This is a genomic window from Pseudomonas sp. KH_046_2, assembly GCF_057838985.1.
Genome location: NZ_CM174480.1, coordinates 2,322,759 through 2,346,231, shown reverse-complemented (window position 1 = coordinate 2,346,231; position 23,473 = coordinate 2,322,759). Strand labels below are relative to the sequence as shown.

General features: G+C 60.6%; 17 protein-coding genes and 3 pseudogenes. 11 read left to right on the top strand and 9 right to left on the bottom strand.

Annotated elements, in window-relative coordinates; translation table 11 throughout:
• Positions 1-25: 25 nt before the first annotated feature.
• From AC3IX1_RS10620 to AC3IX1_RS10585, 8 genes are all read left to right on the top strand, one after another.
• Positions 26-1,462: a DUF1254 domain-containing protein gene (locus AC3IX1_RS10620; RefSeq protein WP_489388125.1), complete on the top strand. Its 1,437-nt coding sequence runs from the start codon at positions 26-28 to the stop codon at positions 1,460-1,462.
• Positions 1,455-2,927 (top strand): DUF1254 domain-containing protein, encoded by a 1,473-nt coding sequence (locus AC3IX1_RS10615; RefSeq protein ID WP_489388124.1) that lies wholly within the window; start codon positions 1,455-1,457, stop codon positions 2,925-2,927. The genes AC3IX1_RS10620 and AC3IX1_RS10615 overlap by 8 nt, the downstream gene beginning before the upstream one ends.
• Positions 2,927-4,204: an OmpP1/FadL family transporter gene (locus tag AC3IX1_RS10610; protein WP_489388123.1), complete on the top strand. Its 1,278-nt coding sequence runs from the start codon at positions 2,927-2,929 to the stop codon at positions 4,202-4,204. The genes AC3IX1_RS10615 and AC3IX1_RS10610 overlap by 1 nt, the downstream gene beginning before the upstream one ends.
• 54 nt (positions 4,205-4,258) lie before the next feature.
• Positions 4,259-5,266 (top strand): AraC family transcriptional regulator, encoded by a 1,008-nt coding sequence (locus AC3IX1_RS10605; RefSeq protein WP_489388122.1) that lies wholly within the window; start codon positions 4,259-4,261, stop codon positions 5,264-5,266.
• 321 nt (positions 5,267-5,587) lie between these two features.
• Entirely contained in the window at positions 5,588-7,459 is a 1,872-nt protein-coding gene (locus tag AC3IX1_RS10600) for a DUF1302 domain-containing protein (RefSeq protein ID WP_489388121.1), read from the top strand.
• A 14-nt stretch (positions 7,460-7,473) separates the two neighbouring features.
• Positions 7,474-8,826, top strand: a complete 1,353-nt coding sequence (locus AC3IX1_RS10595; protein WP_489388120.1) for a DUF1329 domain-containing protein — start codon at positions 7,474-7,476, stop codon at positions 8,824-8,826.
• Between the two features lie 80 nt (positions 8,827-8,906).
• Complete coding sequence (locus tag AC3IX1_RS10590; protein WP_489388119.1) at positions 8,907-10,037, top strand: WD40/YVTN/BNR-like repeat-containing protein; 1,131 nt, start codon at positions 8,907-8,909, stop codon at positions 10,035-10,037.
• Positions 10,034-12,391, top strand: coding sequence for an efflux RND transporter permease subunit (locus tag AC3IX1_RS10585; protein WP_489388118.1), 2,358 nt, complete (start codon positions 10,034-10,036; stop codon positions 12,389-12,391). Before AC3IX1_RS10590 ends, AC3IX1_RS10585 begins: the two co-directional genes overlap by 4 nt.
• A 63-nt stretch (positions 12,392-12,454) precedes the next feature.
• Here AC3IX1_RS10585 and AC3IX1_RS10580 read toward each other — a convergent pair whose 3' ends face one another.
• Positions 12,455-13,480 carry an NAD-dependent epimerase/dehydratase family protein gene (locus AC3IX1_RS10580; RefSeq protein WP_489388117.1) on the bottom strand — a complete coding sequence of 342 codons (1,026 nt, stop codon included), beginning with the start codon at positions 13,478-13,480 and terminating at the stop codon, positions 12,455-12,457.
• 290 nt (positions 13,481-13,770) lie between these two features.
• On the opposite strand from AC3IX1_RS10580, the gene AC3IX1_RS10575 reads away from it, so the two are divergent.
• Entirely contained in the window at positions 13,771-14,541 is a 771-nt protein-coding gene (locus AC3IX1_RS10575) for a DUF3313 domain-containing protein (protein WP_489388116.1), read from the top strand.
• A 101-nt stretch (positions 14,542-14,642) separates the two neighbouring features.
• Here AC3IX1_RS10575 and AC3IX1_RS10570 read toward each other — a convergent pair.
• Positions 14,643-14,765 (bottom strand): annotated as a pseudogene (locus AC3IX1_RS10570) (succinylglutamate desuccinylase); the annotation flags it as partial.
• A gap of 617 nt (positions 14,766-15,382) precedes the next feature.
• Between AC3IX1_RS10570 and AC3IX1_RS10565 the strand changes: the two are divergent.
• Positions 15,383-15,592 (top strand): annotated as a pseudogene (locus tag AC3IX1_RS10565) (hypothetical protein); the annotation flags it as partial.
• Positions 15,593-15,624: 32 nt separating this feature from the next.
• Here the strand turns inward: AC3IX1_RS10565 and AC3IX1_RS10560 are convergent.
• The 7 genes and pseudogenes from AC3IX1_RS10560 to AC3IX1_RS10530 all read right to left on the bottom strand — a co-directional run.
• Positions 15,625-15,752 (bottom strand): annotated as a pseudogene (locus AC3IX1_RS10560) (NAD(P)-dependent alcohol dehydrogenase); the annotation flags it as partial.
• 66 nt (positions 15,753-15,818) lie between these two features.
• On the bottom strand, positions 15,819-16,649 hold the full coding sequence (locus AC3IX1_RS10555) for an HpcH/HpaI aldolase/citrate lyase family protein (protein WP_489388115.1): 831 nt from the start codon (positions 16,647-16,649) through the stop codon (positions 15,819-15,821).
• 13 nt (positions 16,650-16,662) lie between these two features.
• Positions 16,663-17,877 (bottom strand): CaiB/BaiF CoA transferase family protein, encoded by a 1,215-nt coding sequence (locus AC3IX1_RS10550; RefSeq protein WP_489388114.1) that lies wholly within the window; start codon positions 17,875-17,877, stop codon positions 16,663-16,665.
• Positions 17,867-19,234 carry an MmgE/PrpD family protein gene (locus tag AC3IX1_RS10545; protein ID WP_489388113.1) on the bottom strand — a complete coding sequence of 456 codons (1,368 nt, stop codon included), beginning with the start codon at positions 19,232-19,234 and terminating at the stop codon, positions 17,867-17,869. The genes AC3IX1_RS10550 and AC3IX1_RS10545 overlap by 11 nt, the downstream gene beginning before the upstream one ends.
• A 12-nt stretch (positions 19,235-19,246) precedes the next feature.
• Positions 19,247-20,407: an acyl-CoA dehydrogenase family protein gene (locus tag AC3IX1_RS10540; protein ID WP_489388112.1), complete on the bottom strand. Its 1,161-nt coding sequence runs from the start codon at positions 20,405-20,407 to the stop codon at positions 19,247-19,249.
• A gap of 41 nt (positions 20,408-20,448) precedes the next feature.
• A complete protein-coding gene (locus AC3IX1_RS10535) occupies positions 20,449-21,276 on the bottom strand; it encodes an HTD2 family dehydratase (protein WP_489388714.1) in 828 nt (275 codons plus the stop codon).
• A gap of 96 nt (positions 21,277-21,372) precedes the next feature.
• On the bottom strand, positions 21,373-22,236 hold the full coding sequence (locus AC3IX1_RS10530) for an MBL fold metallo-hydrolase (protein WP_489388111.1): 864 nt from the start codon (positions 22,234-22,236) through the stop codon (positions 21,373-21,375).
• A gap of 190 nt (positions 22,237-22,426) precedes the next feature.
• Here AC3IX1_RS10530 and AC3IX1_RS10525 point away from each other — a divergent pair, with 190 nt between their 5' ends.
• Positions 22,427-23,416, top strand: coding sequence for a LuxR C-terminal-related transcriptional regulator (locus AC3IX1_RS10525; RefSeq protein WP_489388110.1), 990 nt, complete (start codon positions 22,427-22,429; stop codon positions 23,414-23,416).
• Positions 23,417-23,473 lie beyond the last annotated feature (57 nt).

Here is a 23,473-nt window from a genome sequence, read left to right as displayed (position 1 = left end):
CCGCCGAGCGCATGGGAGTGTTTTCATGTCGAAAAAATCCATATCGCTAGGCTGCGCCATCGCGACGATCCTGCTGGGCAGCGGATTGATGAGTAGCGCAGCATTCGCCCAGGGCACGCCCGATATCCTGTTGAGCATGCCGACCAGCCAGGAAAACATCGTTGCCGGGCTGGAAGCGGATGCGTACGCCAACGGCATCAACGCCTACGTCTGGGGTTATCCGCTGGTACGCATGGAGCGCGTGATGCGCGACTACACCTCGGTGCCGAGCCCACGCCCGGCCACCAGTTATCGTGCCCCGCTCAACCAGTTGGGCTGGGCGCAATCGCTGGCGACGCCTGCGGCCAAGGACATGCCGACGGCGAACAACGACACGCTGTACCTCAGTTCGGTGGTGCAACTGGATGAGCCTTACGTATTGCACGTTCCGGACACCGCCGACCGTTACTACGTGGTCGATGTGTTCAACATGTGGCAGGAGCTGGAGCACTACGTCGGTCGCCGTACCACCGGCACCGCCGCAGGCGATTACGTGCTTGTCCCACCGGGCTGGCAAGGCACCCTGCCCGAGGGATTGAAACGCCTGGATGTCAGCACCAAAAAGGTCTGGCTCTGGGGGCGTTTGCACGTCAAGGACGGCGAAGACTTCGCACCGCTGCATGCCCTGCAACAGCAGTTCACCTTGCGCCCGCTGTCGCAACGCGACAACCGCGACTATCAGCCCAAGCCTCAATCACTGCCGTCGCTACCGGTGGCCAGCGACGATGGCCTGGACTTCTTCCGCGAACTGGCGGCGGCGCTCAAGGACAACCCGGTGGGCCCGCGCGACGAGGCGCTGTTTGCCCAGTTCGCCCGTTTCGGCCTGACCGCCAAGGGCTTCGATCCATCGCGGCTCTCGCCGCCTCAGAAGGCCGGATTGCTGCGCGCACTGGCCGACGGCCCGAAAGTCGCGGTGTCGGCGCTGGCCACGGCGGCGACTCAGCGTAACGGTTGGGCCTGGGCCACGGGGCTCGATCACTTCGGCACCAACTATCCGCTGCGCGCGTTGGTCAGTGGTCCTTACCTGGGCGGCCAGGGCGAGAAAGAAGCGATGTATCCACTGCGATCCACCGACGCCAAAGGCCAGCAGCTCAGTGGTGCCAAGCGTTACGTGTTGCGCTTCAAGAGTGCGCCGCCGGTGGATGCCTTCTGGTCGCTGACGATCTACAACGCCGTGGACAAGATGCTGGTGGACAACCCCATCGCCCGCTACAAGCTCGGCTCCGATACCCAGGGTTTGAAGGTCCGTGCCGACGGCTCGTTCGAGGTGCCGTTACAAGCCGAAAAACCCGATGGTGAGTTCGCCGCCAACTGGCTGCCGGCTCCCAAGGGACCGTTCTACATGATTCTCAGGCTCTACCAACCCAAGGGCGAAGTCCTGGAGGGCAACTACGAACTACCGCAGGTGGAAACCATTGAATAAGCTCAGCACACCAAAATTCATGCGCATGACCTTGACCGCCATGGCCATCAGCAGCTTGTTGGTTGCCCTGCCGGCCACCGCGACGGGCACGCTCATGCCCCAGGGCCCGGTGGCCAACACCGTGATGACGCCCGGTTACGCCCGCGCCGTGGCGCAAATGGCCTACGCCTGGGGGTGGCCGCTGGTGAACCTGCAAACCCGGCGCATGATGTACGAACAGGTGCCGACCATCGGCCTGCTCGGCCCGACACCGGTCGCGCCGGTCAATCAGTTGGCGATGCTGTCGGACTACATCGACCCCAATATCCGCATCGTCGCCCACCCCAACCAGGACGTGGTCTACGGTTTCGGCGTACTGGCGCTGGACAAAGCCCCGGTGATCCTGCAAGTCCCGGATTTCGGCGAGCGCTTCTGGATGTTCGAACTGGCCGACCAGCGCACCGACAGCTTTGCCCAGGTGGCGAAAATCTACGGCAGCAAACCGGGTTTCTACCTGATCGTCGGCCCGGACTGGAAAGGCGATAAACCCGCAGGTGTCGAAGCCGTGTTGCGCTCGCCAACCAATACCGGCGTGGTGATCCCGCGCGTATTCATGGCAGACACCGCCCAGGATCGTGACGCGATTCAGCCGGTGCTCAATCAGATCGCCATGTACCCGTTGTCGGCGTTCGACGGCAAGGTCAAGACCATCGACTGGAAACAGCTGCCGAAGCTGCCGATGCCCAAGGCCGCCGCTGACAAGCCGGCCGGCGAAACCAAATGGGTGACGCCAGAACGATTCTTCGCGCAGTTGAAGCGTGTGCTGGCCGAAGTACCGCCACTGCCGGGCGAAGAATCGCTGTATGCGCAGTTCCGTGCGCTGATCGCCGCCGGCGAGGCGAATCCGGCCATCGCCAAGGTGCTGCAAGACACAGCGCAGCAAAGCGAAAAAGAGCTGGTCGATCCGTTGTTCTACCTGAGCAGTAACGGCGTGCGCATCGCCAATGGCTGGAATCGTCCGTTCAACAATGCTGCGTTCGGCACCGATTACCTGACACGCCTGGCGATTGCCAAATCCAACATCTTCGAAAACCACGTCAACGAAACCACCTACCTGTTCCGCGAAGAGGACGGCGACGGCCAGCGACTCACTGGCGAACGCAACTACACCCTGACTTTCGCGGCCGGGCAGACGCCGCCGGTGTCGGGCTTCTGGTCGCTGACCCTGTATGACCAGTTGCATTTCTTCGCCGCCAACGAGATCAAGCGTTACTCGACCGGCACCAAAAACAAAGACCTGAAATACAACGCCGACGGCTCGCTGACCCTGTACATCCAGCACCAGCGCCCGGCGGAAGACAAAGTGGGCAACTGGCTGCCCGCGCCGGAACAGGCATTTGCCCTGACCATCCGCGCCTACGGCCCGTCAGCGGCGCTGATCAAGGGTGACTGGACGCCACCGCCATTGGTGATGGGTAAAAACTGATGAAGTCCATTCACTCGTTGATCCTCCTTGCCCTGGCTGGCGGCACCAATCAGGTGCTGGCGGGCGGCATCCAGCTCTACGAGGTCGGCCAGGAAGGCGCGGGACTGGCCAATGCCGGCTCGGCGACGCTGGCCAGCGACCCGAGCGTGCTGATGACCAACCCCGCCGGCATCGCCGCCCTCAAGGGCACTCAGGTCAGTCTCAACGGCCAGGCCGTATTCGGTGACCTCGGTTTCCAACGCGACAGCGGCAATGACTTTTCAGGCAACGAAGGCGGCAACCCGCTGCCGATCCTGCCGGGCAGCAGTTTCTTCATGAGCCATCAAATCGACGACCGCGCCACCATCGGTTTCGGCCTGTACGGTAATTTCGGCCTGAGCGTGAACTACGACGATGACTGGGCCGGTCGTTACTTCACCCAGAAATCGACCCTGCTGGGCATCTCGATGCAACCGACCTTCGCCTACAAGATCAACGACGATCTGTCGGTTGGCATCGGTCCACGCCTGGTGGTGGGTTACTACAACACCGAAATGGCCGTGGACAACAATGCGCTGCTGCCGATCAGTCCTTTCAAGCAGGATGGTCAGTTGCAGTACAAGGACACCACCACGGGTGTCGGGCTGAATCTGGGGTTGCGTTACCAACTGGATGCGCGCACGACCTTGGGTTTGGCTTACACCAGCAAGGTCAAACTCGACTTCGACGATTCGCCACACGCCAAGGGTATCCAGAATCCGTTGCTCAAACAGGCGCTGTCCGGTCTGGACGTGGACAACCTGGAACTCGACATAAACATCCCGCAGACGTTGACCCTGAGCGTGGGCCACCAACTCAACGAGCAATGGACCCTGCTCGGTTCGGCGAACTGGCAAGACTGGAGTGACTTCGGTGATATCGGCGTCACCGTCGACAGCGTCGCCGGCACGACCTCGCGCACGGTGAGCCGTCAGTACCAGGACACCTGGCACCTGTCCTTCGGCGCGCAGAACCAGCTCAGTCCGAAACTGCGCTGGAACATGGGCGTGGCCTACGACAGTTCGGCGGTCAAGGACAAGGACCGCACCGTCGACAACCCGATGAACGAGACCTGGCGCCTGGCCACTGGCCTGCACTATCAACTCGCCGAAGACATGGATGTCAATGTCAATTACACGCTGGTCTGGCTCGGCGACATGGATGTGCAGCAGAGCAAACGTTCAGGCGAAACCCTGTCGGGGCAGTACCCCAACAGCGCACTGCATATCATCGGCGGCGGCGTGACCTGGCGTTTCTGATTCAACCGAGGGCCGCGCCGCGGCGCGGCCCGCTACACAGGCAAGCTAATCAACATGACTTACCTCACCCGCGCGTCATCCCTCCATGGTTTCAACGACTTCGCCCGCAGCCAGAACATCAACTCCGACGCGCTGTTGCGCGAAGCGGGCCTGCCTCATGATGTCCTGGAAAATCCGGACGCGCTGATTTCCTTTCACCGCTTCGCCCTGGTGCTCGAACTGGCGAGCAAAGCCAGCGCCAACCCGATATTCGGGCTGGAATTCGGTCTCTATCAGGGCGTGGGCATCTTCGGCTCGCTGCTGTACCTGGTGCGCAATGCCAGAAGCGTCGGCGACGCCCTGAGCGACCTCGGGCGTTACTTTCATGTGCACGATAACTATGGCGATGTCGTGGTCCATCAGGCCGAAGAACATGCCCTACTCTACTACGCCAGCGAGGCGCAAAACCTGCCCGGCAGCCGCCATGTCAGTGAACTGGTGGTCGGGGTCGGGCACCAGTTGATGCGCACCCTGCTCGGCAACCGCTGGCAACCGGCGGTGGCGATGTTCCAGCACTCGCCGGCGGTCAATCCCGTACGCTATCGTCGTTTACTTGGCGTGGTACCTCGGTTCAACAGTGCCTTCGATGCGTGGATGTTCGACAGCCGTTTGTTGAACCTTTCGTTGAGCGATGCCGACCCGGCGCTGCACCGCCTCATGCAACAGCACCTGGATAACATCAGCCGCCTGCACAGCAACCAATTGCCCGGCCACATCCAGCGACTGCTGCGCAGTTTCCTGCCCAGCGGCCGCGTGACCATCGATTACATCGCCGACTTCATGCGCCTGAGCCCGCGCTCCCTGCAACGCCACCTTGCCGAGCAAGGCACCTCATTCCAGACTTTGCTCGACGACACCCGGCAGTCCATGACTTTGCGTTATCTGGAAGAGTCGGACATGACCCTGATGCAACTCACCGAGGTGCTGGGTTATGCCAACCAGAGTGCTTTCAGCCGGGCCTTTCAGCGCTGGTTCGGGGTCAGCCCACGTCAGTGGCTGAAGCAGCAGAAGGTGCGGTCCTGACCGATTTCTGTCACTCAACGAATAACCCTGTGGGAGCGAGATTGCTCGCGATGGCGGAGTGTCAGTCGACATCCATGTTGGGTGTGCCGGCCTCATCGCGAGCAAGCTCGCTCCCACAGGTCTTGTGTGTGCGTCAAAGAGTGACGCTGACAGCATTTGGTAAATCACTGGCGTGATCTGCACTGAATTCCCCCTCCCCGCTATCCATCATCTCTGCGAGCTTGTTCACCTTGTCGCCCCTGCGTAATGCAGAGGCCCGAGGCCCCAGGTAAACCGCGCCTGTTTCAAGCCCCCGACAATAAAAATCAGAAGGGCATTCTTATGATCCCAATCCGTGGTCGCACCTTGCTGGCCCGTACCGCTCTAGCCCTCACTCCGCTGTCATTGGCGGTCATGCAGACCGTGCACGCGGCTGAGTTTCAATGGGGAGAAGTCAGTGGCCGGGCCAATGGCAGTATCAGCGTGGGCTCAGTGTGGAGCGCTGAAAACCCCAACAGCAATTACATCTTCCAGGGCAACGCCGACAGCATCGGTCGCGGCAACGCCGGAAAGTACAACCCCAACAGTGCGCGCAACGTCGATGACAGCCGCCTGAACTGGGGCAAGGGCGACCTGGTGTCGTCCCCTGTGACCGTGCTCGGTGAAATGGAGCTGAACTGGCGCAACTACGGCGCGTTCATCCGCGCCAAGACCTGGTACGACTACACCCTCAACCACCACAACGTTGACTTCGGCCATTCTTCCAACGGCTACAAAGCCAACAGCACGCTCAATGACAGCCACTTCGACGATCTCGCGCAGTTCCAGGGTATCGAGTTGCTCGATGCCTACGTGTTCGGCGACTTTGACCTTGCCGGTCACCCCCTCAATGCCCGGGCTGGTAATCAGGTGATCAACTGGGGTGAAGGCCTGTTCTTCCAGAACGGCATCAACGCCATCAACCCGGTCGATACCGCGGCCCTGCGTCGTCCCGGCGCGCAACTCAAGGAAGCGCTGGTGCCGGTGCCGATGCTGTACGGCAACCTCGGCCTGACTGACAACCTGAGCCTGGAAGCCTTCTATCAACTGCAATGGAAAGCCTCGACCCTGGAAGGCTGCGGCACGTATTTCTCCAGCAACGACTACATCACCGACGGCTGCTACGGCGTTCCGCGCGCGGGCGCCAATGACCCGGCCTCCTATGCCGCCGGCCAATACATCGGTCGTGCTCCGGACAACGATCCCCGTGACAGCGGCCAGTTCGGTGTGTCCTTGCGCTACTTCGCCGACACCATCGACACCGAGTTTGGCGCCTACGCCATGAACATTCACTCGCGCTCGCCATACGCCAGCATCAACACCGACCTTTACGGTCCGGCGGGTGCCGGTTGGCGTGATCCCAACCTGGCCCCGGGCAACGCGGCCAGAAACGCCACGTACTTTGCCGATTTCCCCGAGGACATCCGTATCTTCGGCTTGAGTTTCTCCACCAACCTGTGGGGCACCTCGGTATTCGGTGAGTACAGCTATCGCCCCAACCAGCCTGTGCAACTGGCCACCGGCGACCTGATTCCGGCCTTCGCCGGCAACGCCGCAGCGACTGGCGCCGCTATCGGCCAGCCGTTGACCCTGGGCAATGATGCCCTGCGTGCCACTCCGGGTTCGGTCTACAACGGCTACGACCGTCTGGAGATTTCCCAGTTTTCTCTGGGCTTCATCAAGTCCATCCCGCAGGTACTCGGTGCCGACAGCCTGAATCTGATGGGCGAAGCCGCCATGAAATACATGCACGACCTGCCTGATCAGTCGGACCGGCGCTACAACAAGTCGGAAATATACGGCAGCGACCTGGCCTCCGGCAGCGCGGCCGGCTGCGCCGCCGGCGTCACCGTGCAGCAATACAAGCAGTACGCCTGCTCCAGGGATGGTTACACCAGCCAGTTCTCCTGGGGTTATCGCCTGCGTGCCCAGTTGAATTACCCGGGCGTGTTCGCCGGGGTCAACCTGTCGCCGTTCATGGCATTCGGTCAGGACGTCAAGGGCTGGTCCTACGACGGCAACTTCGTCGAAGACCGTCTGCTGGGCTCGGTCGGCCTGCGCGCCGACTACTTGCAGGACTACTCCGCCGAGGTGTCCTGGTCGGGCACCGGCAACACTCCTTTCGCTCCCACCGACAAGGACTTCATCTCTCTCAGCCTGCGCATGGGCTTCTAGTTCGAGACTTCACCATGAACCCTAAAAAACTGCTTCGCCTCACCCTTCTCGGTGCCATGATCAGTGTCGCCAGCGCCCAGGCGCTGGCCGCACTGGACACCAAGGACATCGCCCGCCTTGGCACTGATCTGACCCCGGTCGGTGCGGAAAAAGCCGGCAATGCCAGCGGCACCATCCCGGCGTGGAGCGGCGGCCTGAGCACTGCCCCGGCTGGTTACAACCCGGCCCAGGATTATGTCGACCCGTACGCCAGTGAAAAACCGCTTTACACCGTGACAGCGGCCAACATGGCCCAATACAAAGCCGAGCTGACGCCGGGCTATCAGGCCATGTTGCAGAAGTACCCGACCTTCAAGATACAGGTCTATCCGAGCCATCGCACGGCGGCCCTGCCGCAAAGCGAGTACGCCGAAATCCGCAAGGAAGCGGCTACAGTGTCGCTGGCCGACAATGGCAACGGCATGCTCAATTACCAGAGCACTTCTGTGCCGTTCCCGATCCCCAAGACCGGGCTGGAAGCCATCTATAACCACATGGTCCGCTACCGTGCCGGCGGCTATCACTACTACCCGACCGAGATGGTGGTGCAGGCCAACGGCAAGTTCACCCCGGTGCGCCGTGACGTCTCGGTGATGATGGCCTCGGCCATGGGCAACCCGGAACCGAACCGTCTCTACTATTACCTGGGCAAGGTCACCTCCCCGGAAAGCGTCGCGGGCAGCCAGAACCTTGTGCATGAGCCCATCGACCAGACCACTGAAACCCGCCTCGCCTGGACCTACAACCCCGGCCAGCGCCGTGTGTTGCGCGCCCCGGAAATTTCCTACGACTCGCCGGTGGCGACGTCCGAAGGCTTGCGCACCAACGACATGATCGACATGTTCAACGGCGCGCCTGACCGCTATGACTGGAAGCTGGTCGGCAAGAAAGACATGCTGGTGGCCTACAACACCTACAAACTGGCCTCCCACACCCTCAAGTACGGTGACATCATCCAGCCCGACCACCTCAATCAGGACCTGATTCGCTACGAGCCGCACCGTGTCTGGGTGGTAGAAGCCACGCTCAAGCCTGGCCAGCGTCATATCTATGGCAAGCGCGTGTTCTACATCGACGAAGACAGCTGGGCGATTCTGGCGGCGGACTTGTATGACGGTCGCGGCGAGTTGTGGCGTGTGCAGGAAGCCCATAGCCTGCAGCGCTATGACGTGCTCTCGGCGATTCACATCAGCGACGTCTCGTATGACTTGCAGGCGCGGCGATACATCGTTTCGGGCCTGGAAAACGAAGAGAAGCGCGCGCAGTTCGGCATCAAGGCCGATCTCAAGGACTTCAGCACTGCCGCCCTGCGTCGCAGCGGCCGCTAGTCCCTACTTCGCTTGCCGGGCGGTTGGCACAGGCTGGCCGCCCGTTTTACGTCCCCCCCCCAAAAAAAACAGGGTGCGCCATGACACTCAAGTTCCCCCTACATCCCGCTTTCGCCCTGCTGCTTTGCCTGGGTGGTACGGCTGCAAATGCTGCAACGTTGAACGACCGCCTGGAGCGCCCGTCGCAGGCAACCGCGTTTGCCACTCAATCGCTGTTGAGCGATGTCCAGCCTGCCGGTGAGCAACAAGTGATGGTCGGTGCGGCGGGTCATATTCTGCTGCGCGATGCCAGCGGCCGGGTGCAACAAGCCAAGGTGCCGGTCGATCTGCTGTTGACCGCCGTGCAATTCGTCGATGGACAAAATGGCTGGGCCGTGGGCCACGACGGTGTGGTCCTGCACAGTGGCGATAGCGGCCGCTCCTGGAACAAGCAACTCGATGGCCGCGCCATCAACCCGTTGCTGCTCGAGGCTGCCGAAAATCAAATGGCCCGTGCGCAACAGGCTTCCAGCGCAGCGCCGGATAACCAACACCTTGCCACCGAACTGGACAATGCCCGGTTTGCATTGGATGACGCGCAGGCGGCCAGTGACGCTGGCCCTTCTCGTCCACTGCTGGGCCTGTGGTTTCGCAATGCCCGCGAAGGCTGGGTGGTCGGCGCCTACGGCATCTTCCTCAAGACTGTCGACGGCGGTGCTTCGTGGCAGGTGGCCAATGGTCTGGATAACCCTGATCGCCTGCACCTGAACAGCATTCTTGGCCTGGTCGATGGCAGCTTGCTGGTCGCTGGCGAAGGTGGCCGTCTCTATCGCTCTGCCGATGGCGGCGAGCACTGGCAACCCACGCAACAGCCGACCGATGCCTCGCTGTACACCTTGGCCAAACTGTCCAGCGGCCAGGTATTGGCAGCAGGTTTCGGCGGTACGCTGCTGGTCAGCGATGATCACGGCGTCAGTTGGACGCCTCGTGATTTGCCGGTCAAAGCCAGCCTGTACGGGGTCAAGCAGTTGTCTTCCGGTGCCGTGGTACTGGCGGGGCAAGGTGGTGTGTTGCTGTACAGCGCCGATGGCAAGACCTTCGAGCAATGGCGCGCGCCGAGCAAGGCAGCGTTACTGAATGTCAGTGAGACCCGCTCCGGGCAACTGTTGCTGGTCGGCGCTGCGGGCCTGCAAGTGCTGCCCATGATCCCCTTCAAGGAACACGCCCAATGAACGCCCCCCTCCATCAGGACCCGATCAAGATCGGCGCCATGCAACGTGCCGTGGGCTTCACCGAGCGCCTGCTGTTCGGTCATCGCCTGCTGGTATTGGCTTTTTTCGCGATCGCATCGGTGGTGCTGGGCATCGCCGCGCTGTCGTTGCGACCGGACGCCAGTTTCACGCGGATGATTCCCACCGGGCATCCATTCATTGCCAACTATCTGCAGTTCGAAGACGTGTTGCGCCCGCAAAGCAACGTCCTGCGGGTGCTGGTGCAGAACCCCAAGGGCCACATCATCACCAGGGAGTTTCTGGAAACCCTGCGCGAGGTCAATGACAAGATTTTCTACATCCCCGGTGTAGACCGCAGCAATCTGAAGTCTTTGTGGACGCCCAATGCCCTGTGGTCCGAAGTGACCACCGAAGGCCTGCGCGCCGGCCGGGTGATTCCCGACACCTACGACGGCAGCCCGCAAGCGCTGGAGCAGGTGCGACGTAATATCCAGCGCGCCAACATGATCGGCAGCTTCGTGGCCAATGATTTCCGCTCGGCGATCATCCGCGTGCCGTTGCTCGAACGCGACCCGGAAACCGGCAAGCCGCTGGACTACGGCGCCCTCACCCAGGCGCTGGAAACCCAGGTTCGCGAACACTTCGCGGCGCAAGGCGTGACGATTCGGGTGATCGGCTTCGCCCAGATCATTGGCGACCTGCTTGCCGCCGCCAGCGACATTGCCCTGTTCTTCGCCTTGACCGTCGGCCTGATCAGCGCGCTGCTTTATGGGTATTGCCGTTGCTGGCGTAGCACGGCGGTGACGGTGTTGACCTGCCTGCTGACGGTGGTCTGTCAGTTGGGCCTGCTCAGCCTGCTGGGCTTGGGCCTCGACCCATATTCGATCCTGGTGCCGTTCCTGATCTTCGCCATCGGCATCAGTCACGCGGTGCAGAACATCAACCTGATGATGAGCGAGATGAGCCAGGGGGTGACGCCCATCGAAGCGTCGCGGCGGACCTTCCGTGCGCTGTTCATTCCCGGCACCACCGCGCTGCTGGCGGACGCCGTCGGTTTCATCACCTTGCTGGTGATCGACATCGGGGTGATCCAGCAATTGGCGATCACCGCCAGCATCGGCGTGTTCGTGGCGATTTTCACCAAGATGTTCCTATTGCCGGTGTTGATGTCTTATGTCGGCGTCAGCTCACGGGGCTTGCGTCAACAACTCAAGCGCAGTCGATCGTCGTGGCCGGTGTTTCGCCGGGTGGCGAGCATCGTTCAGCCGCGTCGCGCCACGGCGCTGATCGTGATCAGCCTGATCCTGCTCGGCATCGGCTATTACGCGCGTCAGGACCTGAAGATCGGCGACCTCGACAAAGGCGCCCCGGAGTTCCGCCCGGAGTCGCGCTACAACCAGGACAACGCCTACCTGCTCGATCACTACACCACCAGCACCGATGTTTTCGTGGTGATGTTCAAGACCCCGGTAGAACAATGTTCACGGTATGCCGCCGCCGACCTGGCCAACCAGTTCGAACAGCAACTGCGCGACGTGCCGGGTGTGGAGTCGGTGCAATCGCTGTACAACGCCATGCGCTTCAACATTCTGGCGCGCAACGAAGGCAATCCGAAATGGGCCGAGTTTTCCCGTGACCAGTTCGTCATGAACAATGCCCGCTCCAATGTCCCCGGCGAATTCGTCGACCCCAACTGCAGTGTGGCGCCGATCAGCCTGTACCTGGCCGACCACAAGGCTGAAACCCTCACTCGGGTGGTCGATGCCGTGAATGCCTTCACCGCCCGTTACGACACAGGCGAATTCGAAATCCTGCAAGCCGCCGGCAACGCCGGGATCGAAGCGGCGACCAACATTACCATCCAGCAATCGGAAAAAACCATGCTGATCCTGGTGTTCGTGATCATCAGCCTGGTGGTGCTCTGGGAGTTCCGTTCGCTGAAGGTGACCTTCGCCTTGATGGCGCCGCTGTACCTGTCGACCGTGCTGTGTGAAGCGGTCATGGCGAAAATGGGCTTGGGGGTGAAAATCGCCACGCTGCCGGTGATTGCCTTGGGCGTGGGCATTGGCGTGGACTACGGCATCTATCTGTACAGCCGCATTGAAGGCTTTCTGCACCAGGGATTGAAGTTCCAGGCGGCTTTCTTCGAAGCGCTGAAAACCACCGGCACTTCGGTGGCCTTTACCGGCATCACCCTGGCATTGGGCGTTGCGACCTGGTCGTTCTCCGTCCTTAAATTCCAGGCGGATATGGGGCTGTTGCTGGTGCTGTTGTTCCTGTGGAACATGGTGGGTGCGTTGCTGTTGATGCCGGCGCTGGCTTCGATGCTGGTGTTCAACAAACACACTCGCTGAAGTGGATGAATGCAAAAAGGGCAGCCATTGGCTGCCCTTTGGCTCACTCAAGTAAGCAACCGGTCAGGATATGATCTGGCCATTTACCCGCAACCAGTCCTCGGAGCGGCGCAAGCCTTCTTCCAGCGAAACCTTCGGTTCATACCCCAGTAAGCGCCGCGCCTTGGCGATCGAGATATCGCCGCTGCGGGCCAGCATGTACATCGCATCCGGGGTGACTTCACTGTTGATGTTGAACAAACCGTTCACCCACCAGATGAGGTGGGTCAGCGCTGTCGCCAGGCTCAGTGGCAGCGTGCGCGGCGCGCCGCTGCGCCCGGCCCAGCGCCAGTGATTGGCGAAAAAAGCCTTACAGGTTGTAGGACTGGCACTGCTCAGATGGAAGATATGCCCGCGTGCCTGGTCCAGGCCCGCCGCCAGCATGATGCCGTCGAGCAAATCATCGACGTACACCGGCGTGAAAACCCCCTTGCCGCCGTTGGGCAAAATCAATGCGCCGGCCTTGGCCATTTTCAGCGGCTCGATCAACCAGGCGCGCGAGCCCGGACCGTACACATCCCCTGGGCGTACCACCGTGCAATCGATCTCACCGGCCGCATGGCTGGCCAGCACCACGTGCTCGCTCGCGCCTTTGGCCACGCCATAGCGATACTGATTGCCAATCACCACATCGCAGGATTCGTCGGCCATTTGCGGGTAGTTCCAGCCCAGCGCCGCAATTGAAGAAATGTGTACGAAACGCGTTGCACCGCCGGCAATCGCGACATTCAGGCAATTGCGAACGCCCTGTACCGACACTTCTCGATAGCGCTTCCACGGCGCAGCCAGCGATACGACCGCCGCCGTATTGATGAACAAATCGCAACCCTTGGCATGCTCGGCCCAGATCTGTGGCCGGGTCAGGTCCCCGGCAACGACATCGTTGTCCGGGTCGGCAAGCAGATCCATGCCCCGTACTTGCGCGCCCAGCGCCTTGTAGCGCCGCAGCAACGCCTTGCCAATAAAACCATTGGCCCCGGTGATGAACACCGAACCAGGAATCGGCGGGGTTTGGCCGCCCGCGCCAACGGGCATTGTTGTTTTCGTCATACGAGATCCTTGCAACGTGCTCAAGGCAGTTGCTCTGACAATTGTTATTGGAATTTCGGATCACGCAGACCCATGGCCAGCTTGATGCACCTCGGCAATCCGGTTTTTGCATTTCGCGCCAACTTTCCATCAGATGCTGCCAGCGTAGTAAACCTGTGCCGACAATGTGCAAAGGTGAGCGTTGCCCGAAAAATCCCGACGGGCACAATGCATAGGTCATTCGATGGACTACCCTGAGTCTTGGGTTTTACCCCGTCGGGTCGACCATGATGCAATTAAGGAAGAACTGCATGAAATCACGCTTGAGTACATTGACCCTCACTGTCGCCCTGATCACGCTGGCCGGTTGTTCTTCGACCTCGCAGCCAGGCAGGCACACCAGCCTTGCGGAGAACGTGACAGGCTCCGGTTTTCTGGGGGACATCTACCCGAAAATGAAAGAAGGCGAAGACAAGGAAGCGTTGCGCTTGTACCGCAACCCGAAATTCGCTTCCGCTGCCAGTTTTACTCGCTACAACAAGGTGCTCATTGACCCGATCAAGTTGTACGCCGGGCCCAAGTCCAAGCTGCACGATGCGCCCGCGACCGACACCGCCGCCATCGTTCAAGGCTTCCACCAGCAATTGACCGAACAACTGGGCAAGGACTATCAGATCGTCGATCAACCGGGGCCGGACACCCTGCAAGTGTCGGTGGCGATCGTCGATGCGGAAGCGGCGGATGCATCGTTGAAAGCGGCCTCCTACATCCCGATCCCGCTCGGTGTGCCAGGGGTCAAGGCTGCGACAATGCAGACGATCACCCACACCACTGGCAAGCCACCGTTTTCCGGGCAAGTGACCATCGAAGGAAAAATAGACGACGCCAAAACCGGAGAAGTGATCGCCGCCGAGATCGATCGACGGGTCGGCTCGCGACGGCCGATCATCGGTCTGTTCGAGAGTAGCACCTACGATTCCTGGAGCGATGTCAACGAGGCCGGACGCTACTGGGCCGAACGCTTGCGCTACCGGCTCTGCGAACGTCGCGCGGCGAGCGATTGTGTCCAGGCCAGCGAGTAATTTCACAGAGCCTGAGGCGCGGGAACACCGGGCATTGAGCGGCTTGCCTCAAACCCGGTGCTGGTTCGTCGTAGGCCTTCACCCCGCCCTTATGGTCGCCACTAATTCGGGTCCAGCAATCCGCCACTCCAGTTGCACGACACACGGGTGCCGGTGACTTTCGCCACCACCACGCCCTGAGCGATCAGTCGGTCGCGATAGCGTGTGACCATGCGCCCGTTTTGAAACGTGACGAGCTTTGCTGTAGCACCCCCAGGAACGTGCATAAAAAAAGCGCTCGGAAGTAAAACTTTGAAATTTTCGGAAGTAAATCGTTGAAACGATTGTTTCGTCCCCACTTCAGTAAATTACTTCCACGCTCTCTAGGTCGCACGTTTCGCATTCTATCTGATGAATTTATGGCCGGTACGGTAAGGGTATACAGCGGACTGGTGCCAGTATCTCCGTACACCATCCCAACAGCTGCTACGAGCAATCCCATGGCTGACGTTTTGCGATGGGATTCTACAGTTGCATGAGTCCCTGTTTCGCTCACGTTCGACATCTCGAATGTTGAGGGCTGAAAACGCACTCCGTGAGATTTCAAGGCCGTTGGGGACTTAAGTGAAACTGCCATAAGCACTGTCAATTTTGCCGGCCAGTATCGTTGCGAGCAAAACAGACCACTGTAAAAAAAAACGTAATATTCTTACGGCCTTACTGATTGTGGAGACAGCCAAAAAAGACATCGACTCAGTGAGAATTCCACTGAGAGCCAGAAGATTTGTGGGGGTAAAAGTAGGGGTAACCCATTTTATGGCCAAAATCACCACCAAAGAACTCAATTCGCTGACCGCCAACGATGCCGGCTGAATCTAGCGGGAGCCGGGGCGAGTATCAGGGCAAGGTGCGCGTTACCGAATGTTGTCCCCGGGCTACCAAGAGGAAGTGCCGGCCGGTTTTATCCCGGTGCAAAGCAGCACCTTCAACAACTACACGCTGTTGCGCGTCATTTACCTTCAGTCAGACCAATCAGCGTTGCAATCGCCTGGCCAAGGACCTTGGCAATTTGGGCCTGCGCAAGGGCGACCGGGTGGCGCTCCTGTGCAGCAACCGTGCGCAGATGGTGGTGAACCAAACCAGTGCGTCGAGCAGGCCCACTTCCGGTATGGGTTTGTCATCCAGCACGATGCGTTTTTTTCGAAGAAGACAGTGGCTTTCATGATCGCCATGGTGATCCCCCAGGTCCATGCTGCGAACACATTCAGCATGAAATCCACGTTCCGTCGGATTTTCGGCTAAATGGCAGTTCGAACAGTTTCGAATGCCAGCAGTCGCCGCGCCCGGCCAAGCACCGGGGCGTCAACCATTTCTCCATCGACCTTCAACGCCGCGTCCCCGCACTCTGCCGCTTTCAATACACGCTGCGCCCACGCCAGTTCTTCAGCGCTCGGCGCCAGCACGGCATGAATCACGGACACCTGGCGCGGATGAATGCACAACGCGCCAGCCATGCCCATGTCACGCCCTCGCAGCATCGCATGGGTCAGCCCCGAATCGTCGGTGAAGGCCGGGTAAACGCTATTCAGCGGCGGCTGCAGCCCATTGACCCGCGAATGCAGGAGCAAGGCGAAACGGATCTGATCGAAGATACGGTCGGCGGCACTGCCGCCGGCTTTCATGCCCAGATCGAGCGCCAGATCAAGCGCACCAAAGGTCAGGCCCTGCACTCCAGCGCAAGCCGCTATCTCTGCGACCGAAAGCATTCCCTGCGCGCTTTCAATGATCGGCCAGACGGGTTTTCCACTCCCGGCAACATGATCGACCTGAGCCGCGGATTCCGCCTTGGGCAACATAATCGCGGCGACATCGGGATGCTGGCGACAGAGGTCCAGATCGGCTTGATGCTCAGCAGTGCCGGCGGCATTGATGCGCACCAGCAACCGCACATCCCTTTGCCACATGATGAACTCGGCGAGATGCTTGCGGGCCGTCGCTTTATCAGCCGGCGCTACGGCATCCTCAAGATCGATGATGACCGCATCGGCGCCACTGGCCAGCGCCTTGGCGAAACGTTCAGGGCGGTTGCCCGGCACGAACAACGCCGAGCGAATAAGTGAATGGGTCATTTTTCTGCCTCTGTCAGCCGTTCTGAACGATGCCTGCTTCATTCAGGCGTTGAATGTCCACAGCGCTGTATCCCAGCTCGGCGAGGACGCTGCGACTGTGCTGGCCTAGCCCCGGTACTGCGGCCATGCGCGGTGCAAAAGCATTACTGGTGGCGGGCGGCAACAGTGTCGGCAATGTGCCTACCGGGCTGGTGACTTGTGTCCAGCGGTCTCGCGCCTTCAGTTGCGGATGCTCCCAGACACCAGACATGTCGTTGACCTGGGCATTGGCGATTTGCGCTGCATCCAGCCTTTCGACGACGGTCGCGGCATCCAGTTGTGCGAACACCTCGACAATGATTGCGTACAAAGCCTGACGGTTGTCCGAGCGTTTAAAGTTGGCGCTAAAGCGCTCGTCGTCGATCAACTCGGGACGTTGCAGCACCCGCTCGCAGAACTGCACCCATTCACGCTCGTTTTGCAGCCCGATCATGACGGTGCCGCCGTCGCCTGACGGGAACGGGCCATAGGGATAAATCGTCGCGTGAGAGGCCCCAGTGCGTTGCGGTGGCGTGGCGTCCTCAAAGGCGTAGTACATCGGAAAGCCCATCCACTCTACCAGGCTTTCCAGCATGGAAATCTCAACACGACTACCCTGCCCGGTCCTGTCCCGCAGCAGCAAAGCCGAGAGAATTCCGGTGTAGGCGTACATCCCGGCGGAAATGTCGGCGATCGAACAACCAGCCTTCGCCATGCCCCCCTCCGCAGCGTTACCGGTCACGGACAGAAAGCCGCTTTCGCTCTGGATCAGCAGGTCGTAGGCTTTTTTGTCTTCGTAGGCACCACCTTCACCATAACCGGAAATGTCGCAGACAATCAGTTGCGGAAAATCCTTGTGCAACGCTTCGAACGACAGGCCCATCCGCGCGGCGGCACCCGGCGCAAGGTTTTGCACCAGCACGTCCGCTTGCAGCAAGAGCTGTTCGAGGATGACCCGGGCTTCCTGCTGCTTGAGATCAAGCGCGATGCTTTCCTTGGAGCGATTGGTCCAGACGAAATGCGAGGCCATGCCGCGCACGCGCTGGTCATACCCACGGGCGAAGTCGCCGCTGCCGGGACGCTCGACCTTGATCACTCGCGCTCCCAGGTCAGCCAGTTGTCGTGTGCAGAATGGCGCGGCGATGGCGTGCTCAAGGCTGACCACGGTAATCCCGTCCAACGGACGCAGGTTCAGGTTTTCACTGTGCATCGTCGATCTCCATCAAACCGTTGAGGTGGGCTGCATCACGCAGACGCCAGACGCGCTCGATCAATACGCCGGCCTGATCGCCATTAACGGCGCCAGAAAACGCCAACAACCGTCGGAATTTGTCCTCCAGTTCTGGGCGAGAAAGCGTGTTGTCCGGATCACCCTTGGGCGAATCGATTGCCCCGCGTAACAGGCGCCCGTCGGTGGTCTGCACTTCAATACGGCCCAGCCAACGCTGCGGATAAGCGCAATCGACTTCGGCATCCAGTTGCATCAACACCTTGTCGCGAAACTCGGCGACAGCCGGGTCGGTCATGGCCAGGTGCTGAAATTCGGGCAGGCCGGCCTTGCCGTGCACGGCGATGAGGCCGAGTACCGTGCCCATGGAGAACTTCGCCTGATGCACGCTCTGCGGCACCGTGACCCGTCCCAATACATCGATGGCGCTCTGATGCACACGAGTGATCACTCTGGCGATCTGCTGATGCTGCAGGTGCTCGCGCTGCATCAACGCCAACAAAGCATCGGCGGCGGGATGGGTATGGCGGCATGAAGCGTGGAACTTGAAGGAGGTTTCCAGCAGTGCCCATCGGCTGCCGAGGCGATCGGACAGGCAGCGTGGCCGGGCGTCGCTGGACATGCCGGCAGCCATGCCCTGCTCGCCCTCGAGGATGTTGCGTGCACCGGTCAAACCATCGGCGGTCAGGTACGCCGCCAACAACCCATCGGCGGCAGCTTTGGCGGTGTGCAGCTGTTTGGAGTCTGCCGCATCGCGCAGGAATTCCCACAGTCCGGCCGCTTGTGTCCCGGCACTGCCCAGCAAATTGATGAACTGCTCTTCATCGAAGTTCATCAACTTACCGACCGCCACGGCAGCGGCCAGAGTGCCGACCGTTGCGGTGGTATGGAAAGTCCGGTAATGCGAACGGCCGAGGAATTCACCGATGCGGATGCCGGCTTCGTACCCGGCCACCGACGCCAGCAGCAGTTCAGCGCCAGACTTGCCCAGGTCCTGCGCGGCTGCCAGCACGGCGGGAAACACCACGGTGGCCGGGTGCAATACTGAGCTGTTGTGCAAGTCGTCCTGCTCGACCAGATGCGAAGAGGCGCCATTGACCAGCGCGGCAAAGTACGCCGAAGTGCCCTGGCCATTGACCAGCATGGTCGACGGGCCGCTGCCAGGGCCCATCGTCGTCGCATAGCGTTCGAACAGCGGAATCGGATGCGCGCCCTGGCTGGCCAGCGCGGAACCCAACCAGTCCAGGAAAAGATCTTCACTGCGAGAAAGTACCGGTTCCGGCAGGTCGGCAAGGCTCAAACGGGCCAGAAATGCCGCCAGTGCATGGGTATGACTCATCGACTTTTTCCCTTAGAAACTGCGAGGCAGCTCGAGCAGGTGCTCGGCCACATAGGACAGGATCAGGTTGGTGGAGATCGGGGCGACCTGGTACAGCCGCGTCTCGCGGAATTTTCGTTCCACGTCGTATTCGCAGGCGAAACCAAAACCACCGTGGGTTTGCAGGCAGGCATTGGCCGCTTCCCAGGAGGCCTTGGCGGCAAGATATTTGGACATGTTGGCGCTGGCCCCGGCGTTGATGCCGCTGTCGTATTCTTCGCAGGCGCGCCAGCGCATCAGGTCGGCGGCTTCGATTTCGATATGCGCCTCGGCAATCGGGAACTGAACGCCCTGGTTCTGGCCAATGGGGCGGCCGAACACCACCCGGTCGCGGGCATAGGCACTCGCTTTTTCAATGAACCAGCGCCCGTCACCGATGCACTCGGCGGCAATCAGGGTGCGCTCGGCATTCAGGCCATCAAGGATGTACTTGAAGCCCTTGCCCTCCTCGCCGATCAGGCTGTCGGCGGGGATCTCCAGGTTGTCGAAGAACAGCTCGTTGGTCTCGTGATTGACCATGTTGGCAATCGGCTGCACGGTCAGGCCGTTGCCAATGGCCTCGCGCAGGTCGACGAGGAAGATCGACATACCCTCGGATTTTTTCTTCACGTCGGCCAATGGCGTCGTGCGCGCCAACAGGATCATCAGGTCCGAATGCTGGATGCGCGAGATCCATACTTTCTGCCCGTTGATCACGTACTTGTCGCCCTTGCGCACGGCGCTGGTCTTGATCTTGGTGGTGTCGGTGCCCGTTGTCGGCTCGGTCACCCCCATCGATTGCAGGCGCAACTCGCCACTGGCCAATTTCGGCAGGTAATGGTTTTTCTGTGCCTCGCTACCGTTTCGCAGCAGGGTGAACATGTTGTACATCTGCCCGTGGACGGTACCGGAGTTGCCGCCGCAACGATTGACTTCTTCCAGGATCACTGAGGCTTCGGCCAGCCCGAGGCCGGAGCCGCCATATTCGACAGGAATCATCGCTGCCAGCCAGCCGGCGTCGGTCAGGGCCTTGACGAAGGTTTCCGGAAAGCCTTTTTCTTCGTCGACTTTACGCCAGTAAGCGACATCGAATTCGGCGCACAATGCCCGCACACCTTCGCGGATGGCATTGAGTTCGTCACTGTTGGGGTTCATCGGTCGTCCTCGATTCTTGTTATGGGAGGGCCAGGAAAAAATCAGTCGAAAATCACTTCGGCGCGCTGGGCCACCCCGGCGTCGTTACCCGCCCAGAGTTCAGCCCTGCCGGGGGCGTAGAGGCGTCCACCAACAATGAAGGGCTGCGGCGAAATCAGCGGTCGCAGCCCTCGGTATTCAAAGCGACGCACCTTCGCCTGTGGATTGGCCCGGCAGAAAGCGCGCAGGTTGAGGGTGGCAATCAGCGGGCCATGCACCACCAGGCCGGGGTAGCCTTCCGCTTCGGTGGCGTAAGGCCAGTCGTAATGGATGCGATGGCCGTTGAAGGTCACGGCGCTGTAACGAAACAACAAGACCGGGCTGGGCGTGATCGATTCCTGCCAACCGGCAAGCGGCAACGCATCGCCGCTGCCGAGTCTGGGCGGCGAAGGTTCACGGTAGACAATGTCCTGCTCTTCACGAATCGCCAGGCGCCCGTCCTGCACATAGTCGTGGCGCAGGGTCGCAAACAGCAGCGAACCGGTACGCCCGTTTTTTTCCTCGATCTTCAGGACCGTCGTGGTGCGGGTGACTTCAGCGTCGACGCGCAAGTCTTCATGAAACTCCACGCGCCCCCCCGCCCACATCCGGTTGCGATTCTGCGCAGGAGGCAGGATGCCGCCCCTGGCCGGGTGGCCATCTTCGCCAAGGTTCTCCTGCGCTACCGCGGGCTGAAAGGCCGCCCAGTGCCACAGCGCAGGTAATGCCTGCCCCGCAGCGGGAGCGGTTTCTCCCAGTGTCGCGGCGATTCGTTTGGCCAGGCTGGCACTCAACTGCTCAGTGGTTTGCTCGCTACGCCCGATCCAGGCGGCATAGGGCGAATCAGTCATGGAAGTCATGCAAGGGTCCTGTCAGGGAGCGTTTGAACCATGCTCGGATGTTCGCGTCGCACGCAGTACTCCCCACGTCGGGTGGGTGGTAGTGCCTCAATTGTCGAATTGACTGAGTGCGCGATACAGGTCGAACGCCAGGTAGCGCGACTGCCTGTCTCGCATCACCTTGACCATTGCCACGTCCGGATCGCGGCTGAAAAAAATTCGGCCACGTTCGCTCACCAGATGGTCGAGCAAGCGTTCTTTCTCGCCAATCAGGCATTCGGGATTGCGGTCATAGCCGCTGGTCATGGCCAGCTCCAGCCAATGGCTTCCCGGGATCAGGTCACCGGCGAACAGCACTGGCCCGCCCGGCATGGCGATTTCCGGCAGCAATTGCCCGGGGGTATAACCGTCGCTGAGATGAAATTGCCAACCACTGCCGAGCAGATCGCTACCGGAGCCCTTGAGCAACACCAGGCGATCACTGTCTTCCAGCCGATTGAGGATTGCCGAGATGAACAATGCCCGGTCACGCGGATGCGGATGACGGGCGCGATCCCAGTGACGCTCGCCCACGAGGTAACGGGCATTGGGAAACAACAGGCGAGGCGTTTCGCCGTTCGCGATGGCACTGCGCGGTTGCGACGACAGCCGCGCATGCAGGTGAACGAGCACCACGACGTGAATATCGTCCTCGCCCAAACCGTACTGGGCCAACGAATCAAGCAAGCCCTTGGTGAGTTGTTGGCAGCGGCAGGTTCTTGGCAATGGCGCCAGGAGCGCTTCACTGCCCGCCAGTACCAGAATGTTCTTCTGGCCCTCTTGCACCAATAAGGCACGCGACGCAAGCCGGATCTGGTTTTCATGATCGGGACTGATCCAGTCAGACCAGCGCGAGCGCGGTGTGTTGCCGAACATGACGCCACCATCAAGCCTTCGACTTGTTCCAGTCAATGCGGAAATACGACGGTTCATTGCGTGATTTACCTTGAATGAAGATGACGTTCGGAACTGCTTTTCCAATGCTATGAGCAGCCCGCCTTTGAATCGACGGTCGAAGGTATGAACTCACGGAGCAAGCGAATGACGTCCGAAAGAACGTACGGTGGAAGGACCCTGAGTCTCGCGATTTTGCTCCTCGCCGGCCGGTGGAAAACCGAGGATCGTGACTGGATTTAGCGGGGTCACCGATATGCTCGACACCCTTGAGCGCCATGAACGCGATGAACTGAATCAGGCCGCACGACTGCTGGCAGGCGTACCGACCGAACTCAGTCTGGCCAGCGCGCCTGACACCCTTATCACCAGCCATGTGCTGACGGCGCGTCTTGCGCTGGCGCGTGGAGAGCGGGAGACCTGGCTGCGGTTATTGGTGAAACTTGAACGGTTCGGCCAACAATCCGGCTCACTGCGTATCCAGCGTTCAGCCTGGCTCGAGCGCGCCCGCGTGGCGACGTTGAACAAGCAACTGGACATGGCGCAACTGGCCTTGCAGTCGGCGCAAAGTGTCAGCGAACCGCCCCCCCCTGAAAGCCTGTTGCCCTGTGACGAACTCGACAACCTGCTGATCGCCCACCAACGCTTGAACATCGCCCAGGGCAACTGCAACGCCGCCGTCGAAGACTTGCTTGAGGCCATCTGCATTGCACAGGCCAGTTCCCATCGCCGCCGCGAGATCAAGTTGCAGCTGTTGTTGGCCATGGCTCAGGACGCTCGCAAACGCACCCGCCTGGCCATGTTGGCACTCGAACAGGCATTGCGACTGGCTGGCGATGAAGGCTCCTGGCAGGGTTTTATCGAGGAAGGTGAGCCCTTGGTTGCCTTGTTGCGTCGCTGGGCCAACCACCGACGGGGGCACAACGATCAGGCCGTCAACCCCGACTTTGTGGCTCATTTGCTACAGCGGCTGGGCATTGCGCCTGGCCGCACCGATGGCCCGTCGAGTGCAGGCAACAGGGCTACACCGTTGACCGCAAGGGAGACCCAGGTGTTGCGCCTGTTGGCGATCGGACATCGTAATCGGGTTATCGCGGAAAAAATGTTCCTCAGCGAATGCACGGTAAAAACCCATCTGCATAAAATCAACGTCAAGCTCGGTGCCCTCAGCCGCATCCAGGCACTGGCCATTGCCCGTGACCATGGCTGGCTGGATTGAACCGGCGGACGTTGCCCTCCGGACCGCGGGAGCGACCCGCAGTCAGGAAGAGCGCTG

Coding starts and splice junctions, on each gene's coding strand:
- AC3IX1_RS10620 (WP_489388125.1), top strand. CDS start 26: ATGTCGAAAAAATCCATATCGCTAGGCTGCGCCATCGCGACGATCCTG.
- AC3IX1_RS10610 (WP_489388123.1), top strand. CDS start 2,927: ATGAAGTCCATTCACTCGTTGATCCTCCTTGCCCTGGCTGGCGGCACC.
- AC3IX1_RS10605 (WP_489388122.1), top strand. CDS start 4,259: ATGACTTACCTCACCCGCGCGTCATCCCTCCATGGTTTCAACGACTTC.
- AC3IX1_RS10600 (WP_489388121.1), top strand. CDS start 5,588: ATGATCCCAATCCGTGGTCGCACCTTGCTGGCCCGTACCGCTCTAGCC.
- AC3IX1_RS10595 (WP_489388120.1), top strand. CDS start 7,474: ATGAACCCTAAAAAACTGCTTCGCCTCACCCTTCTCGGTGCCATGATC.
- AC3IX1_RS10590 (WP_489388119.1), top strand. CDS start 8,907: ATGACACTCAAGTTCCCCCTACATCCCGCTTTCGCCCTGCTGCTTTGC.
- AC3IX1_RS10585 (WP_489388118.1), top strand. CDS start 10,034: ATGAACGCCCCCCTCCATCAGGACCCGATCAAGATCGGCGCCATGCAA.
- AC3IX1_RS10580 (WP_489388117.1), bottom strand. CDS start 13,480: ATGACGAAAACAACAATGCCCGTTGGCGCGGGCGGCCAAACCCCGCCG.
- AC3IX1_RS10575 (WP_489388116.1), top strand. CDS start 13,771: ATGAAATCACGCTTGAGTACATTGACCCTCACTGTCGCCCTGATCACG.
- AC3IX1_RS10555 (WP_489388115.1), bottom strand. CDS start 16,649: ATGACCCATTCACTTATTCGCTCGGCGTTGTTCGTGCCGGGCAACCGC.
- AC3IX1_RS10550 (WP_489388114.1), bottom strand. CDS start 17,877: ATGCACAGTGAAAACCTGAACCTGCGTCCGTTGGACGGGATTACCGTG.
- AC3IX1_RS10545 (WP_489388113.1), bottom strand. CDS start 19,234: ATGAGTCATACCCATGCACTGGCGGCATTTCTGGCCCGTTTGAGCCTT.
- AC3IX1_RS10540 (WP_489388112.1), bottom strand. CDS start 20,407: ATGAACCCCAACAGTGACGAACTCAATGCCATCCGCGAAGGTGTGCGG.
- AC3IX1_RS10535 (WP_489388714.1), bottom strand. CDS start 21,276: ATGACTGATTCGCCCTATGCCGCCTGGATCGGGCGTAGCGAGCAAACC.
- AC3IX1_RS10530 (WP_489388111.1), bottom strand. CDS start 22,236: ATGAACCGTCGTATTTCCGCATTGACTGGAACAAGTCGAAGGCTTGAT.